The organism is Variovorax sp. HJSM1_2, from assembly GCF_049316285.1.
Taxonomy (GTDB): Bacteria; Pseudomonadota; Gammaproteobacteria; order Burkholderiales; family Burkholderiaceae_C; genus Rhodoferax_B.
In genome coordinates this window covers 140,123-156,403 of record NZ_JBMOXA010000002.1, presented here as the reverse complement: position 1 = coordinate 156,403, position 16,281 = coordinate 140,123, and the positions used below count along the sequence as shown (strand labels likewise).

Here is a 16,281-nt window from a genome sequence, read left to right as displayed (position 1 = left end):
CACCCTACGCTTTTCCATAAAGCGTAGGGAACCGTTTTTACCCATAGACACTATGCAGCGCCCCTACAACTTCTCCGCCGGCCCCGCCGCCATCCCGCAACAGGTTCTGGAGCAGGCCGCTGCAGAAATGCTGAACTGGCACGGCAGCGGCATGAGCGTGATGGAGATGAGCCACCGCGGCAAAGAATTCATCTCTATCTACGAGCAGGCCGAGGCCGATATCCGCGAACTGCTGGCGGTTCCCGCCAACTTCAAGATTCTGTTCATGCAGGGCGGCGGCCTGGCTGAAAACGCCATCGTGCCGCTGAACCTGAGCCGTGGCGGCACGGCCGACTTTGTCGTGACCGGCAGCTGGAGCCAGAAGTCGCAGAAAGAGGCGCAGAAGTACTGCACGGTCAACATTGCGGCCAACAATGCCGGCTTAAACGGCAAGCCCGGCCACACCAGCCTGCCCGACGCCAGCACTTGGCAACTGAGCCGCAACGCCAGCTACATACACATCTGCACCAACGAGACCATAGACGGCGTGGAATTCCACACCCTGCCCGACCTCAAGGCCCTGGGCAGCGACACCCCGCTGGTGATCGACTTCTCCTCACACGTGGCCTCGCGCCCCGTGGACTGGAGTCGTGTCGGCGTGGCCTTTGGCGGCGCGCAAAAGAACCTGGGCCCGGCCGGCGTCACGCTGGTGGTGGTGCGCGAAGACCTGCTCGGCCACGCGCTTGCCGTGTGCCCCAGCGCCTTCAACTACAAGACCGTGGCCGACAACGAGTCGATGTTCAATACGCCACCCACCTACGCGATCTACATCGCCGGGTTGACGTTTAAGTGGCTGAAGCAGCAAACCGCCGGCGCCCTCACCGGCATCGCCGCCATGGAACAACACAACATCGCCAAGGCCGAGCTGCTGTACCGCGCCATCGACGCCTCGCAGTTCTACGTCAACAAGGTCGACGTGAACTGCCGCTCGCGCATGAACGTGCCCTTCTTCCTGCGCGACGAGTCGCGCAATGATGCCTTCCTGGCCGGCGCCAAAGCGCGCGGGCTGCTGCAGCTCAAGGGCCACAAGTCGGTGGGCGGCATGCGCGCCAGCATCTACAACGCCATGCCCATAGCAGGTGTGCAGGCCTTGGTGAACTACATGCAAGAATTCGAAAAAGAGCAGGCTTGACCCATGCACGCAGACCAATCGCATAGCCCTGAGGGCACCCCTCCCGCAACCCTGGCCGACCTGCGTGTGCAGATCGACAGCATAGACCAGCAACTGCTGTCGCTGCTGAACCGCCGCGCCAACGTGGCCGAACAAGTCGGTGAAATCAAGAAGCGCGAGGGCTCGCCCTTCTTCCGCCCCGACCGTGTGGCCCAGGTCATTCAGAAGATCCAGGACGGCAACACCGGCCCGCTGAAGGGCCAGCACGTCGCCACCATCTGGCGCGAAATCATGTCCGCCTGCCTGGCACTCGAATCGCCGCAGCGCGTGGCCGTGCTTGGCCCACCGGGCACCTTCACCGAGCAAGCCGCACTCGACTACTTCGGCAGTGCGGTGGAATTCGTCTACTGCGCCAATTTCGACGAAGTGTTCCATGCCACCGCCTCCGGTGCATCGCAATACGGCGTGGTGGGTGTGGAGAACTCGACCGAGGGTGTGGTCACGCGTTCGCTAGACCTGTTCCTGCATTCACCGGTGCACGTGGTCGGCGAAGTCAGCCTGCTGGTGCGCCACCACCTGCTGCGCAAAGACAACTCGCTCGATGGCATTGAAGTCGTCGCAGCCCATCCACAAGCCCTGGCACAGTGCCAGTCCTGGCTGAGCCAGCATCTGCCGAACGCCGAGCGCCGCCCGGTGTCGAGCAACGCCGAAGGCGCGCGCCTGGCATCTGAAAACCCCACATGGGCTGGCATCGCCAGCGAACGCGCCGCAACCTTGTTCGGCCTGAACATCATAGGCCACGCCATCCAGGACGACGCCTACAACCGCACCCGCTTCGCCGTCATCTGCCTGCCGCAAACGCTGAGCACACCAGACGCCACCGGCCGCGATTGCACCAGCCTGGTCGTGTCTGTGCCGAACAAACCCGGCGCCATGCACGATCTGCTGCTGCCGCTGAAGCGCCACGGCGTGTCGATGACGCGTTTCGAGTCGCGGCCCGCGCGCACCGGCCAATGGGACTATTTCTTCTACATCGACCTGGACGGCCACCCCAGCCAGCCGCACATTGCAGAGGCCTTGAAAGAACTGCGCGAGATCTGCGCGTTCTACAAGGTCATAGGCACCTACCCGCTGAGCGCCTGAAAGAACCCGCCATGTTTGAACAACTTGGCCTGATCGGCTGTGGCTTGATGGGCGGCTCGTTTGCGCTGGCGCTCAAACGCGCAGGCTTGGTAAAACGCGTGGTGGGTTACAGCAAGTCACCCTCCACCACCGCCCAGGCACGACAGCTTGGTGTGATCGACATCGAAGCGCCGTCAGCCCTGCTGGCCGTGGCCGGTGCCGACATCGTGCTGCTGGCCGTGCCCGTGGCCGCGACCGAAGCCACCTTCAAGTCGATCAAACACCTGATCACGCCGAACACACTGGTGATGGACGTGGGCTCCACCAAGCGCGACGTGGTCGACGCCGCGCGCCGCGCATTGCGCGAGCAGGTCGGCTCGTTTGTGCCGGCCCACCCCATCACGGGCAAAGAGGTGTCCGGGGTAGAGCATGCCGTCGCCGACCTGTACACCGGCAAACACGTGATCTTGACGCCGATAGAGCGCACCCAGCCCGAGCAGGTGCGCCGCGCCACCGAGGTCTGGAGCGCGCTGCAGTGCCACGTGATGACCATGACGCCCGAGTCGCACGACGCCGCCTTTGCCGCCGTGAGCCACCTGCCGCACCTCATCGCCTTTGCCATGATGCACAGCATGCTGACGCAGCCCCAGGGCGAGGAATACCTGAAGCTCGCCGGCCCCGGTTTTCGCGACTTCACGCGCATTGCCGCCAGCGACCCGCGTATGTGGCGCGATGTGTTGCTGGCCAACAAAGAAGAAGTGCTGGCCCAGTCGCAGGCGTTTCGGCGCACGCTGCAGGCCATGGAGCACATGATTGAAAACCAGAACGGCGACGCGCTGGAAGGCCTGATCACCCAGGCCAGCGATGCTCGCACCGACTGGCGCATGGTCTCGTTCAAGCCGCAAAAATAATGTTCAGCAACGCCTTCCTAGACCTCCCCCCTCTGCACAGCGCCGATGGCAGCGTGCTGCTGCCGGGCTCCAAAAGCATTTCCAACCGCGTCTTGCTGCTGGCCGCTCTGAGCGCCGGCACCACCACCATCCACGATCTGCTGGACTCGGACGACACCCAGGTCATGCTGGCCGCGCTGCGCCAATTGGGCTGCACCATCCAACAGAACGGCAGCAGCCTGACGATTGAAGGGCTCAACGGCCAGCTCAAGGTCACGCAGGCCGACCTGTTCATGGGCAATGCCGGCACCGCCATCCGCCCACTCACCGCCGCACTCGCCGTACTCGGCGGCCACTTCACGCTGCATGGTGTGCCACGTATGCACGAGCGGCCGATTGGCGACCTGGTGGATGCGTTGCGCCAGCTTGGTTGCCTGGTGGCCTACACCGGCAATCCCGGTTACCCGCCGCTGCAAATCGGCGGCCAGGGCGCAGCCCCACGCCTGCAACTCGACGCACCTATCCGTGTGCGTGGCGATGTGTCCAGCCAGTTCCTCACCGCGCTGCTGATGGCGCTGCCACTGGTCGCCCAACAAGATGTGACGATTGAGGTGGTGGGTGAACTCATATCCAAACCGTACATCGAGATCACGCTCAACCTGCTGGCACGCTTTGGCATACAGGTGCGGCGCGAAGGCTGGCAACGTTTCATCATTCCGGCCGGCAGCCGCTACCAGTCGCCGGGCGAAATCCATGTCGAAGCCGACGCCTCATCCGCTAGCTATTTCATAGCACTTGGCGCTATAGGTGCGGGCAAAACAGGCCAAAAGGTTCGCATCGAAGGGGTAGGTGAAGCGTCCATCCAGGGGGATATTCGTTTTATTGAAGCCGCGCGCGCCATGGGCGCCGAAATCCAGGGTGGCCCGAACTGGCTGGAAGTCCGGCGTGGCGCCTGGCCGCTGAAGGCGCTGGACCTCGATTGCAACCACATCCCCGATGCGGCCATGACCCTGGCCGTGATGGCGCTTTACGCCGACGGCCCGAGCACGCTGCGCAACATCGCCAGCTGGCGCGTCAAGGAAACCGACCGCATCGCCGCCATGGCCACCGAGCTGCGCAAGCTCGGCGCCACGGTGGAAGAAGGCGCCGACTACATCACCGTGCAGCCGCTGCCCGACGCCGCACAGTGGCGCGCGGCCAGCATCCACACTTACGACGACCATCGCGTCGCCATGTGTTTTTCGCTTGCGGCCTTCAACCCCGCCGGTCTGCCGGTGCGTATCGAAGACCCGAAATGCGTCGCCAAGACCTTCCCGGACTACTTCGAGTCGCTGCTGTCGCTGTGCCACACCGCAACCGCCAACATTCCGGTGATTTGTGTCGACGGCCCCACCGCCTCGGGCAAGGGCACGGTCGCCGTGGCCGTGGCCGCACGCCTGGGCTACCACTTCCTGGACTCTGGCGCCATGTACCGCGTCACCGCGCTGGCCGCGCTACGCCGTGGCTTGCTCATAGACGCGGCGCATGAAGCCGAGATCGCCGCCATGGCGCAAACGCTTCCCGTGCGTTTCATCCAGGGCAAGGTGTTGCTCGATGGCGACGATGTGAGCGAACAAATCCGCACCGAAGAAGCGGGTATGAACGCCTCCAAGGTGTCGGCTCTGCCCTCGGTGCGTGTGGCCCTGGTGGCCCTGCAACACAGCTTTCGCCGTCTGCCGGGCCTGGTGGCCGACGGGCGCGACATGGGTACGGTGATCTTCCCCGACGCCCCCTTGAAGGTCTACCTCACGGCCAGCGCCGCCTGCCGTGCGGAGCGCCGGCATAAGCAGTTGATTTCAAAGGGGATTTCAACTACAATCGACAGTCTTCGCGCCGACCTTGAGGCACGCGACGCACGGGATTCATCCCGCGCGGTCTCGCCCCTCAAGCCAGCGCAGGACGCTTTACCGCTCGACAACTCCGAAATTTCGATCACGCAATCGGTCGATCAGGTGTTGGCGTGGTGGCAAAGCCGGCAACCGTTCAAGGCCTCGTAAGAAGCCGCGGCGGGTGCCAACACCGCAGCAGCCTGTGTTGCTGCGGGTCACCAAAGGTCCACGTTTCACCTCAATGCTGCCGGCCGCAAGCGCTGCCTTCGCACCCATTGGTGACGCGTGGTTTTTTAACTCGTAACCCCTGCGGCTCATCACCGCAATACCGCCACGACAGTCTTAGAAACGGGCGCAGTTCCGCTCCCGTAAACCTGCTACGTGGTTTAGGAAAATCAATGTCTGAATCTTTTGCCGACCTATTCGCCGAATCGGAACAACGTACTGAAACCCGCGTGGGTGAAGTCGTTACCGCTGAAGTCGTCCGTATCGAACACAACTTCGTGGTCGTCAACGCTGGTCTGAAGTCCGAAGCTTACGTTCCACTGGAAGAGTTCAAGTCCGACAAGGGCGAAGTTGAAGTCCAGGTTGGCGAATTCATCTCGGTGGCCATCGTTGCCATCGAAAACGGCTACGGCGACACCATCGTCAGCCGCGACACCGCCAAGCGTCTGGCTTCGTGGATGTCTCTGGAAAAGTCCCTGGAATCCGGCGAATTCGTTACCGGCACCACCAGCGGCAAGGTCAAGGGCGGTCTGACCGTTCTGGTCAACGGCATCCGCGCATTCCTGCCCGGTTCGCTGATCGACACCCGCCCCATCAAGGACTTGTCTCCCTACGAGAACAAGACCATGGAATTCAAGGTCATCAAGCTGGATCGCAAGCGCAACAACGTGGTGCTGAGCCGCCGCGCTGTGGTGGAAGCCTCCATGGGCGAAGAACGCGCCAAGCTGATGGAAACCCTGAAAGAAGGTTCCGTGGTGCAAGGCGTGGTCAAGAACATCACCGAATACGGTGCGTTCGTTGACCTGGGCGGTATCGACGGCCTGTTGCACATCACCGACATGGCATGGCGCCGCGTCCGTCACCCAAGCGAAGTGGTGACGGCTGGCCAAGAAATCACCGCCAAGATCCTGAAGTTCGACACCGAGAAGAACCGTGTCTCGCTGGGTCTGAAGCAAATGGGCGACGACCCATGGATGGGTGTTTCGCGCCGCTACCCACAAAGCACCCGCCTGTTCGGCAAGGTCACGAACATCGCCGACTACGGTGCATTCGTGGAACTCGAACCAGGCATCGAAGGTCTGGTGCACGTGTCCGAAATGGACTGGACCAACAAGAACATCGCTCCCGCCAAGCTGGTCACGCTGGGTGAAGAAGTCGAAGTCATGGTTCTGGACATCGACGAAGACAAGCGCCGCATCAGCCTGGGCATGAAGCAATGCAAGGCCAACCCATGGCAAGAATTCGCGCAAGACACCAAGCGTGGCGACCGCGTCAAGGGCCCGATCAAGTCGATCACCGACTTCGGCGTGTTCGTTGGCCTGGCTGCCGGCATCGACGGCCTGGTGCACTTGTCCGACCTGTCGTGGAACGAACCCGGCGAAGCCGCTGTTCGCAACTACAAGAAGGGTCAAGAAGTTGAAGCCATCGTTTTGGCCGTTGACGTCGACCGCGAACGTATCAGCCTGGGCATCAAGCAACTCGACAGCGATCCTTTCACGACCTTCGTGACCGTGAACGACAAGGGCCAAACGGTGACCGGCAAGGTCAAGACCGTTGACGCCCGTGGCGCTGAAATCGACCTCGGCGAAGACATCATCGGCTACCTGCGTGCTTCGGAAATCTCGCGCGACCGCGTGGAAGATGCCCGTAACGTGCTGAAGGAAGGCGACGAAGTCACCGCCGTGGTGGTGAACGTGGACCGCAAGACGCGCAACATCCAACTGTCCATCAAGGCCAAGGATGCAGCGGATCAAGGCGAAGCCATGGCCGCTCTGAGCCAAGCTTCTGCCCGCGAAAACGCCGGCACCACCAGCCTGGGCGCCCTGCTGCGCGCCAAGCTGGACAACAACAATAACTAAGCACTAGTTAATTGTTGATTGGTTAGGCACAGGCCAACTCGACTTGCGAGGCAAGCGGGTTGGCCTGTTTAACTTAAGAACCTGTTCAATATCCTTTCGGGAATCACGCAAGTACGTCAAACCGCGCCCCTCGGCGTTGCGCACCCCAAAAAGATATTGAACAGGTCTAACGACTGCACAAGAACAATGACCCGATCTGACCTCGTTGAAGAACTCGCGGCCCGTTTCAGCCAGCTCACCCACCGTGACGCTGAATACGCCGTCAAGACCATACTGGATGCCGTCAGCGAGGCCCTGGTCCGTGGGCACCGCATTGAGATCCGTGGCTTCGGCAGTTTCTCCGTGACCCGCCGCCCGCCGCGTATGGGACGCAACCCGCGTAGCGGTGAAAGCGTGGCCATCCCCGAGAAACGCGTACCGCACTTCAAGCCGGGCAAAGCCTTGCGTGAAGCGGTAGATGAACGCAACGAAGATCTCAACGAAAAGCCCGTCGCACGACGCGCTTAAGGATGCGGGTTTGAGCGATTCGATTCGCTAGAATGATCCTCACGAAAGAGGACCAGAATGAAAAACCTGATATGGCTGCTCAAGTGGGTACTTAGGGCGGCCATTTTTTTTACCCTTTTCGCTTTTGCGCTGAACAACCAGCAAGACGCTGCCGTGCACTTCTTTTTTGGCACGCAGTGGCGCGCACCCATGGTGCTGCTGATCTTGAGCGCGTTTGCCGCCGGCCTGGCCGTGGGTGTGCTGGGCATGGTGCCGCGCTGGTGGAAACACCGCGTGGCCGCCAGGAAGGCACAGCCGCTGGTCGCCGCTCCAGCACCCGCCGCCCCCAAGGAAGCGCCCACCTATACCAACACGGCCTCTGAGCCGCTCAGCGAACCGCCTCATGGAATTTGACCTCAGTTGGCTGCTGCTTGGCCTGCCGCTTGCATTTGTGCTGGGCTGGCTGGCCTCACGCTTTGACCTGCGCCAACTGCGGCTGGAAAACCGCCAGGCCCCCAAGGCGTACTTCAAGGGCCTGAACTTCCTGCTCAACGAGCAGCAAGACAAGGCCATCGATGCCTTCATCGAAGCCGTGCAGAAGGACCCCGACACCTCCGAGCTGCACTTCGCCCTGGGCAATCTGTTCCGCCGCCGTGGCGAATACGAACGTGCTGTGCGTGTGCACGAGCACCTGTTGTCACGCGGTGACCTGAGCGTCGACGACCGGCATCGCGCGCAACACGCACTGGCACTCGATTTTCTGAAGGCCGGCCTGCTGGATCGTGCCGAAGCCGCATTGCAAAAGCTCGAAGGCAGCCGCTTCGAAGAACAAAGCCGACTGGCCCTTTTATCGATCTACGAACGTTCGCGCGACTGGCCACACGCTGCGGCAATTGCCAAGAAACTCGAAGCCTCGGCGCAGGGCACGTTCAGCGGCCGCATGGCGCATTACCTGTGTGAAGAAGCCGCCACGCTGCAGGCCGCCGGTCAACCGGCTGAAGCCCAACAACGGCTTGAGCAAGCCATCGCCATCGCACCCCAATCACCGCGCCCGCGCTTCGACCTGGCGCATCTGTTCAACAAGACCGGGCGACCACAAGAAGCCTTTGACACCTTGCTGACCATTGCCCAGGCCGCGCCCAATGCCATGCCGCTGGCCGCCAAAATGCTGGCCAACACTGGGCAGCAGGTCAACCGCCAAGCCGAAGCGCTGAGCGTCCTGGAAGCCAGCTACCAGCAGTTTCCTTCACTCGATGTGCTCGAGGCGATTGTGTCTATGGCGGGGGACACGCCAGCAGAGATCAAGTCTGCGCGCCTGCGCTACGCCCAGCACCTGGACCACGAAAAATCACTGGTCGCCGCCGCGCGCTGGATTGCCGGCGAAACCCTGCAGCACGAAGAATTCCACCCCCAGGTGCAACGCGCCCTGGACCACGCCACCAAGCCGCTCACGCGTTACCGCTGTGCCGCTTGTGGCTTTGAAGCCAAGCAACACTTCTGGCAATGCCCCGGCTGCCAGGCCTGGGACAGCTACCCGGCAAGACGCGTCGAAGAACTGTAATCGCGCGAAACACCACGCGCCAGTCGAAACCGATTGCGTGGCGTTTTTTCTAGAATGAACCGTTGCCGACTTTGTCTCGGCAGTGAAGAAAAAAGATGACAAACCTCTCCGCACTCTCCCGCGCCCAACTCGCCACAGCCCAGGTGCTGGTGGTGGGCGACGCCATGCTCGACCGCTACTGGTACGGCGCGGTCGATCGCATCAGCCCCGAAGCGCCGGTGCCGGTAGTGCGCGTCACGCGCGAAGAAGAGCGGATTGGGGCCTCGGCCAACGTCGCTTACAACGTGGTCACGCTCGGTGCCCAGGCATCGCTGCTGACCGTCGTGGGTGAAGACGAAGCCAGCCACAAACTCGAAGCCCTGGTGGCCAAGACCGGCATCAAACCACACTTCGGGCGTGATGCGGAGCTCAAAACCACGGTCAAGCTACGCGTCATCGGCCGCCAGCAACAACTGCTGCGCATGGATTTTGAAAACACGCCCAAGAGCGAAATCCTGGCCTCGCAATCGGCCCAATTCGCCACGTTATTGCCCAAACACGACGCGGTGCTGTTTTCCGACTACGGCAAGGGTGGCCTGGCGCACGTGCAAGACATGATCACCCTGGCGCGCAGCCAGAACAAAATCGTGCTCATCGACCCCAAGGGCTCCGACTACTCCCGCTACCGCGGCGCCAGCGTGCTGACCCCCAACCGCGCCGAGTTGCAGCACGTCATCGGCGACTGGACCAGCGAAGAAGACCTGCGCACCAAGGCCCATGCCTTGCGTGAGCACCTGGCGCTCGACGCCCTGCTGCTCACACGCAGCGAAGAAGGCATGACGCTGTTTGACGCCGCAGGCGAGCTCCACGTCAGTGCCCAGGCGCGCGAGGTGTTCGACGTGACCGGCGCCGGCGACACCGTGATCGCCACCTTGGCCGCGCTGTGCGCCGCCGGCCTGTCGTTGCGCGACGCCATGCCCCCGGCCAACCGCGCGGGCGGCATTGTGGTCGGCAAATTCGGCACCGCCACCGTCAGCTACGACGAACTGTTTAATGGCTAACCCCCAGTCTTCGCGCACTTCGTGTCGCTTCGCCAACCCCCTCGCCAAGCACTAAGCTCTTTTCTTGCTGAAAAAGGATACGACCATGACCCGTATTGTTGTGACCGGCGCCGCCGGCTTCATCGGCAGCAACATCATCCGTGGCCTGAATACACGCGGCATCAGCGACATCATCGCGGTGGACGACCTCACCCAGGGCGACAAATTCCGCAACCTGGTGGACCTGCAGATCGCTGACTATGTGGATCTGGACGTGTTCTACCCGCGCTTCGCCCAAGGCCACTACGGCAAGGTGGAAGCCGTGTTCCATGAAGGTGCTTGCAGCGACACCATGGAGCACAACGGCAAATACATGATGGACAACAACTACACCTTGTCGTGTGGCCTGTTCCAGTCGTGCCAGCAACAAGGCACACGCCTGCTGTACGCCTCTTCTGCGGCCACCTACGGCGGCTCGGACAAGTTCATCGAGCAGCCCAGATACGAGCAGCCACTCAACGTCTACGGCTACTCCAAGCTGCTGTTCGACCAACGCATGCGCCTCGAATGCGGCAGCGACTTCAGCCGCATCGCCCAGCGCAACATGGCGCAGGTAGTGGGCTTTCGCTACTTCAACGTCTACGGTCCGCGCGAGCAACACAAGGGCCGCATGGCCAGTGTGGCTTTCCACCAGTTCAACCAGTTCAAGGCCGATGGCAAGGTCAAGCTGTTTGGTGAATACGGCGGTTACCCCGCCGGTGGCCAGATGCGCGACTTCGTGTTTGTCGACGACGTGGTGGCCGTCAACCTGTGGTTCTACGACAACCCTAGCCAATCCGGCGTGTTCAACCTCGGCACCGGCCGCGCCCAGCCGTTCAACGACATTGCCCACGCCGTGGTCAACACGCTGCGTGCGCAAGACAAGCTGCCCGCACTAAGCCTGCACGATGCGGTGAAGCAAGGTTTGATCGAATACATCGCCTTCCCCGACGCGCTGCGCGGCAAGTACCAGAGCTACACACAAGCCGATTTGACGGCCCTGCGCGCCACCGGTTGCGATCACCAGTTTGCGGATGTGAGCAGCGGTGTGAGCCAGTACGTTCAGCGCCTGTTGCAGGCCTGACCCAGCTTCAACGCCAACCGGCGCTTGCTATTTAAACAATAGCTATTGCCGCTAGCTGCATAGGCGCTAGCGGCATTTTTTCTTCTAGCTTTTAAATCGAAGCGCCGTCAGCCGGCAAGCCCGTGCCGTCCAAACGCAAACCCTTGGGTAACGGGAACTTGGTGGTTTCCTGAATACCGTCCATCTTGCGCACCGACACCGCGCCCAGTGCCTTGATGCGGTCTATCACCTGCTTCACCAGCACCTCGGGCGCCGAGGCACCAGCCGTCAAACCGACGCGGATCTTGCCTTCAAACCATGCGGCTTGCAGTTCTTCCGCGCTGTCGACCATGTAGCTCTCAGTGCCCAGCTTCTGCGCCAGTTCGCGCAGGCGGTTGCTGTTCGAGCTGGTGGGGCTGCCGACCACGATGACGATGTCCACCTGCGGGCTCATCACCTTGATGGCGTCTTGCCGGTTCTGCGTGGCATAACAGATGTCCTGCATCTTTGGCGCGCGGATATTCGGGAAACGTGCACGCACGGCGGCAGAAATTTCGGCCGCGTCGTCCACACTCAGCGTGGTTTGTGTGACCACCGCCAGGCGCTCGGTCTGGCCGGGCTGCACCTTGGCCACATCGGCCACGTCTTCCACCAGGTGGATGCCGCTGTCGAGCTGGCCCATGGTGCCCTCGACCTCGGGATGGCCCTTGTGGCCAATCATGATGAACTCGAAGCCTTCCTTGTGCAGTTTGGCCACTTCCACATGCACCTTGGTGACCAGCGGGCAGGTGGCGTCAAAGATCTGGAAGCCACGTGCACGCGCTTCGTCTTGCACCGCCTTGCTCACGCCGTGGGCTGAAAACACCAGCGTCGCACCCGGCGGCACGTCCGACAGTTCTTCGATGAAGATCGCGCCCTTGTCCTTCAGGTCGTTGACCACATAGGTGTTGTGCACGATCTCGTGGCGCACATAGATGGGCCGGCCAAACTTGGCCAGCGCACGCTCCACGATTTCAATGGCGCGGTCGACCCCGGCACAAAAGCCACGCGGCTCGGCCAGGATGATTTCTTCTGGGCCCAAGGCCTTCACGTCGCTCATAACACCCCAATCAATTGCACTTCAAACGTCACCGGCTGGTCGGCCAGCGGGTGGTTGAAGTCGAACAACACGGCGTCCGGGCTGTCGGCATTGCCCACTTGCTGCACCGCACCGGCGTATTGGCCCAGGCCGTCGGGCGTGGGGAACTGCACCACGTCGCCGACGTTGTATTTTTCGTCCGGGTCGCCCAGTTGGTTCAGCAGCTTGCGCGCCACCCACTGCACCATGTCGGCCTTGCGTTCGCCAAAAGCCTCGCCCGCCGGAATCTCGAACGTGGCGCGTGTGCCCTCTTCCAGGCCCAGCAGGCGCTGCTCAACCGCAGGCGACAGCTCACCCGTGCCCAGCGACAAGGTGGCGGGTTTGCCTTCAAACGTGTTGATGATGTCGCCACCGGGCCCTGCCAAGCGGTAGTGCAGGGTCAGGAATGAGCTGGGTTGGACAAGCGTGGGTGTGGACGACATAAAACTCTCGAAGGCCGTGGCGCAGCACGGCGGTTATCAATAAACTGCCCTCTATTGTAGAAAGCCGGGGCGCGCGCCGCACCCTCGGTGGCAAATCACCTTTCAGGCTATCCCAAAGTCTTGTCACCAGCGGCTTCCCGTCCTAAACGGAGCCGCCCATGCCCCTCAAAGACCTGCCCGCCGACGCCCGCCCCCGCGAAAAGCTGCTCGCACGCGGCCCGGGCGCGCTGAGCGATGCCGAACTGCTGGCCCTGCTGCTGCGCACCGGCCTGGCCGGCAAGGGTGTGCTGCAACTGGCGCAGGAACTCCTAGACCCGCCGCCCGGGGGTTTTGGCGGCATGGCCGGCCTGCTGCATGCCACGGTGGACGATCTGCGCCGCGTCAAGGGCCTGGGCCCGGCCAAACGCGCCGAACTGGTGGCCGTGCTGGAACTCGCGCGCCGCGCCATGGCCGAGCAACTACGCGAGCGTCAGGTCTTCGACAGCCCCGACGCCGTCGGCTACTACCTGCAACTACACCTCTCCAACCGCCCCTACGAAGTGTTTGCCGTGCTGTTTTTGGATGCGCAGCACCGCTTGTTGGGGCTGGAGGAGTTGTTCAGGGGCACGCTCACGCAAACCAGCGTTTACCCACGCGAAGTGGTGCTGCGTGCCCTGCACCACCATGCGGCGGCCGTGATCCTGGCGCACAACCACCCCAGCGGCAGCGTCAAACCCTCACCCGCCGACGAAACCCTGACCCGCAGCCTGCGCGCGGCTTTGGCCCTGGTGGATGTACGGGTGCTGGACCATGTCATCGTGGGCGCGGGACAAAGCTTTTCCATGGCCGAGGCCGGCTTGCTTTGATAATGCAGGGCATGAAAGTCAATTCCCTACAAGACCTGGCCAAGCTGCAGAAAACCATTGCCGACAAAGCCGCCGAGCAAGCCAAAGAAAAGGCCGCAGCTGAAGTCGCCAAGCGGCAAAAAGACGCGGACAAAAGTCTGTTCACGCGTGCAGCCGGTGCGGTGCAGCCGCTGCCTTCGGGCCGTAAGTAGCCATACAGGCCCGCCAGATAAGCCTGGCTAGCTCACTTTTTTGTGGCCAGCCCAAAAACTCAAAACACCACGCATCACGGCCAGGTCGATACGCTGCGGCCCGGGCGGAATCGGCAGGCCCGCGTCGCCAATCACCAGGCAGTCGCCATGCCCCAGCGAGGCGATTAATTGCGAAAGCTCGGCGTGCAGCAGCGTGGTGCGTTTCACAACACCGTCCAGTCCGGGGGCATGGGGCTGCGCAGCACGGCGTCGCGGCGGGGAATGGACGGCTGGGCGCCGGGCTGCTGCACACACAAAGCGGCGGCGCGAATGCCCAGGCGCACGGCCTCGTCCAGAGACTGGCCTTCACCCAAGGCCGTGGCCAGCGCGCCCAGAAAGGTGTCGCCGGCAGCGGTGGTGTCCACCGCCCGCACCTTCAGCGCGGGGTGATAACTGGCGCCGCCCTGGGCCACGGCCACCGCGCCGTGTGCGCCCAGCGTGATCACCACACGCGCCACCCCTTTGGCGCGCAAGGCCTGCCCCGCCACCAGCGCCTCTTGGGGGGTGTTCACCGTGTGGCCACTCAAATCCTTGGCTTCGATTTCGTTGACCACCAGCGTGTCGATCAAGGGCCACAAGGGCTGGTCAATGGCTTGCACCGGCGAGGGGTTGAGCAACACCTTGCAGCCCGCTGCATGCGCGACACGAATCGCTTTGGCAACTTGTGGCAGCGGCACTTCAAACTGCGCCACCATGAAGGCCGCGCCATTGAGCTGCTGGCGCAAGGCCGCCTCGTCAACTTCAAACCGGCCATTGGCACCGGGGTTGAGCACGATGCGGTTCTGGCCGTTGTCCTCCACCAGGATCAGCGCCACACCCGTGGCCTCGGCCGTGACGGTACGTAAGGTGCCGGTGTCGATGCCGTCTTGCTGCAGCGCCTGGCGCAGCGCCGAGCCGTAGGCGTCGTCGCCCACACAGCCGAGCATCTGCACTTGCGCGCCCTGGCGTGCGCAGCTCACGGCCTGGTTGGCGCCTTTGCCGCCGGGTATGGTGGCCATCGAATGCCCGGTCAGGGTTTCACCGGCTTCCGGTACATGCGGCACGCGTGCCACCAGGTCCATGTTGAGGCTGCCCAGCACCACGATGCGCGGCGCGGGAATTGAAGAAGTTGAGGAAGCGGCGTTCACGGCGAGTGTCATTCTGAAATAACGGGCATGGTCGCCCGGGTGGCAGAGATGGAAGAGATGGAAGAGATGGAAGAGATGGAAGAGGACGAAGCGGCGGCAGCCGATGCAACACGTTGCGGCGTATGGCTGGCGGTGGAGGCGCGCACACACAACTCTGGCTGCAGCACCACCTTGCAGGGTTCACGGCGTTGGCCGCTCACACGCTCCAGCAGCATGTCGACCGCCAAGCCGCCGATTTGTGTTTTGGGCTGCGCCACGGTGGTGAGCGCGGGGCTGGTGTAGGACGACAGTTCAATATCGTCAAAGCCCACGATGGACAGTTCATCGGGCACAGCCACACCGGTTTCATGCGCGGCACGCAGCGCGCCAATCGCCATCAAGTCGTTGCACACAAACACCGCCGAGGGCCGGTCTGGCGTGCGCAGAATGGCGTGCATGGCCTCATAACCGCCCTGGCTGGTAAAGCCGCCGCGCCACAGCAGTTCATCGGCACGCAGCACCACGCCGCGCTCGGCCAGCGCCAGGCGCCAGCCCTCGATGCGCTGCTCGCTCGACATCACGCCCAGCGGCCCGCCAATACAGGCGATACGCTGGTGCCCCAGCGATAACAAGTGGCGCCCGGCAAGCAAACCACCCTGCATGTGGGCGGTCGCTACCAGGTCGCAAGTGGGCTCGGCAATTTCGCGGTCGACCAGCACGGTGGGAATACGCAGGCCTTGTAATTGGCTCGCCAGCGAATGGTCGTCCACGGTGCCGGTGCTGACCACAATCAGCCCATCTATGCGCCGCTCGGCCAGCACCTGCAGGTAGACACTTTGGCGGCCGGGTTCATCATCGGTATTGCACAACACCAGCGTGTAGCCGGCGCTGAAACAGCGGTCCTCCACCGCGCGCACAATCTCGGCAAAGTAGGGGTTGGAGCTATTCGGGATCAGCATGCCCAGCGTGGCCGAGCTGTTGCTCTTCAAGCTGCGCGCCATGGCGTTGGGCACGTAGCCCAGCGCACGAATCGCCTGCTCCACCCGCTCGCGCCCCTCGGCACTCACCACGCGGGAGTTGTTGATCACGTGCGACACCGTGGTCACCGAAACCCCGGCCCGTTGCGCTACGTCTTTGATGGTGGCCATGCTTTATCTCTTGCGTCCTCATTTGTCTTGCGCCAAAGAGGGCCTTGCCACAGCAGCCGCCAACAACATCCACGCGGCAGTGCTTTGCAGGCTACGGCGGGTGAACTTCA

At 62.6% G+C, this 16,281-nt stretch carries 16 protein-coding genes and 1 pseudogene; 12 read left to right on the top strand and 5 right to left on the bottom strand.

From position 1 onward, the window contains the following. The first annotated feature begins 52 nt into the window (after nucleotides 1-52). The 10 genes from serC (at nucleotide 53) to rfaD (ending at nucleotide 11,303) form a co-directional block, all read left to right on the top strand. Nucleotides 53-1,171 carry a 3-phosphoserine/phosphohydroxythreonine transaminase gene (gene serC / locus ACFQ95_RS03225; protein WP_422829364.1) on the top strand — a complete coding sequence of 373 codons (1,119 nt, stop codon included), beginning with the start codon at nucleotides 53-55 and terminating at the stop codon, nucleotides 1,169-1,171. A 3-nt stretch (nucleotides 1,172-1,174) separates the two neighbouring features. Next, nucleotides 1,175-2,293, top strand: a complete 1,119-nt coding sequence (pheA, locus tag ACFQ95_RS03220; RefSeq protein WP_422829363.1) for a prephenate dehydratase — start codon at nucleotides 1,175-1,177, stop codon at nucleotides 2,291-2,293. A gap of 11 nt (nucleotides 2,294-2,304) precedes the next feature. Further along, nucleotides 2,305-3,183: a prephenate dehydrogenase gene (locus ACFQ95_RS03215; protein WP_422829362.1), complete on the top strand. Its 879-nt coding sequence runs from the start codon at nucleotides 2,305-2,307 to the stop codon at nucleotides 3,181-3,183. Next, nucleotides 3,183-5,198 carry a bifunctional 3-phosphoshikimate 1-carboxyvinyltransferase/cytidylate kinase gene (locus ACFQ95_RS03210; RefSeq protein ID WP_422829361.1) on the top strand — a complete coding sequence of 672 codons (2,016 nt, stop codon included), beginning with the start codon at nucleotides 3,183-3,185 and terminating at the stop codon, nucleotides 5,196-5,198. Before ACFQ95_RS03215 ends, ACFQ95_RS03210 begins: the two co-directional genes overlap by 1 nt. Before the next feature lie 230 nt (nucleotides 5,199-5,428). Further along, nucleotides 5,429-7,114: a 30S ribosomal protein S1 gene (gene rpsA, locus ACFQ95_RS03205; protein WP_422829360.1), complete on the top strand. Its 1,686-nt coding sequence runs from the start codon at nucleotides 5,429-5,431 to the stop codon at nucleotides 7,112-7,114. Between the two features lie 186 nt (nucleotides 7,115-7,300). Next, nucleotides 7,301-7,621: an integration host factor subunit beta gene (locus tag ACFQ95_RS03200; RefSeq protein ID WP_422829359.1), complete on the top strand. Its 321-nt coding sequence runs from the start codon at nucleotides 7,301-7,303 to the stop codon at nucleotides 7,619-7,621. A 57-nt stretch (nucleotides 7,622-7,678) separates the two neighbouring features. Continuing rightward, the gene (locus ACFQ95_RS03195) at nucleotides 7,679-8,014 is read left to right on the top strand and encodes a LapA family protein (protein ID WP_422829358.1); all 336 of its coding nucleotides are present in this window, start codon (nucleotides 7,679-7,681) and stop codon (nucleotides 8,012-8,014) included. After that, a complete protein-coding gene (gene lapB, locus ACFQ95_RS03190; RefSeq protein ID WP_422829357.1) occupies nucleotides 8,004-9,161 on the top strand; it encodes a lipopolysaccharide assembly protein LapB in 1,158 nt (385 codons plus the stop codon). The genes ACFQ95_RS03195 and lapB overlap by 11 nt, the downstream gene beginning before the upstream one ends. Nucleotides 9,162-9,256: 95 nt before the next feature. Continuing rightward, nucleotides 9,257-10,201 carry a D-glycero-beta-D-manno-heptose-7-phosphate kinase gene (gene rfaE1 / locus ACFQ95_RS03185; RefSeq protein ID WP_422829356.1) on the top strand — a complete coding sequence of 315 codons (945 nt, stop codon included), beginning with the start codon at nucleotides 9,257-9,259 and terminating at the stop codon, nucleotides 10,199-10,201. Between the two features lie 85 nt (nucleotides 10,202-10,286). Then, nucleotides 10,287-11,303, top strand: coding sequence for an ADP-glyceromanno-heptose 6-epimerase (gene rfaD, locus ACFQ95_RS03180; RefSeq protein ID WP_422829355.1), 1,017 nt, complete (start codon nucleotides 10,287-10,289; stop codon nucleotides 11,301-11,303). A 91-nt stretch (nucleotides 11,304-11,394) separates the two neighbouring features. Here rfaD and ispH read toward each other — a convergent pair whose 3' ends face one another. Together ispH and ACFQ95_RS03170 are read right to left on the bottom strand one after the other, a co-directional pair. After that, a complete protein-coding gene (gene ispH, locus ACFQ95_RS03175; protein ID WP_422829354.1) occupies nucleotides 11,395-12,381 on the bottom strand; it encodes a 4-hydroxy-3-methylbut-2-enyl diphosphate reductase in 987 nt (328 codons plus the stop codon). Beyond that, complete coding sequence (locus ACFQ95_RS03170) at nucleotides 12,378-12,842, bottom strand: FKBP-type peptidyl-prolyl cis-trans isomerase (protein WP_422829353.1); 465 nt, start codon at nucleotides 12,840-12,842, stop codon at nucleotides 12,378-12,380. Before ACFQ95_RS03170 ends, ispH begins: the two co-directional genes overlap by 4 nt. A gap of 158 nt (nucleotides 12,843-13,000) precedes the next feature. Here ACFQ95_RS03170 and radC point away from each other — a divergent pair, with 158 nt between their 5' ends. Next, nucleotides 13,001-13,687 (top strand): RadC family protein, encoded by a 687-nt coding sequence (gene radC, locus ACFQ95_RS03165; protein WP_422829352.1) that lies wholly within the window; start codon nucleotides 13,001-13,003, stop codon nucleotides 13,685-13,687. Between the two features lie 11 nt (nucleotides 13,688-13,698). After that, on the top strand, nucleotides 13,699-13,878 hold the full coding sequence (locus ACFQ95_RS03160; RefSeq protein ID WP_422829351.1) for a hypothetical protein: 180 nt from the start codon (nucleotides 13,699-13,701) through the stop codon (nucleotides 13,876-13,878). A gap of 63 nt (nucleotides 13,879-13,941) precedes the next feature. Here ACFQ95_RS03160 and ACFQ95_RS03155 read toward each other — a convergent pair. The 3 genes and pseudogenes from ACFQ95_RS03155 to ACFQ95_RS03145 form a co-directional block, all read right to left on the bottom strand. Further along, nucleotides 13,942-14,085, bottom strand: a pseudogene (locus ACFQ95_RS03155) (RbsD/FucU domain-containing protein); the annotation flags it as partial. After that, nucleotides 14,082-15,056, bottom strand: coding sequence for a ribokinase (rbsK, locus tag ACFQ95_RS03150; RefSeq protein ID WP_422829350.1), 975 nt, complete (start codon nucleotides 15,054-15,056; stop codon nucleotides 14,082-14,084). The pseudogene ACFQ95_RS03155 and the gene rbsK, both read right to left, overlap by 4 nt. Further along, nucleotides 15,053-16,171: a LacI family DNA-binding transcriptional regulator gene (locus ACFQ95_RS03145; RefSeq protein ID WP_422829349.1), complete on the bottom strand. Its 1,119-nt coding sequence runs from the start codon at nucleotides 16,169-16,171 to the stop codon at nucleotides 15,053-15,055. The genes rbsK and ACFQ95_RS03145 overlap by 4 nt, the downstream gene beginning before the upstream one ends. Nucleotides 16,172-16,281: the final 110 nt, after the last annotated feature.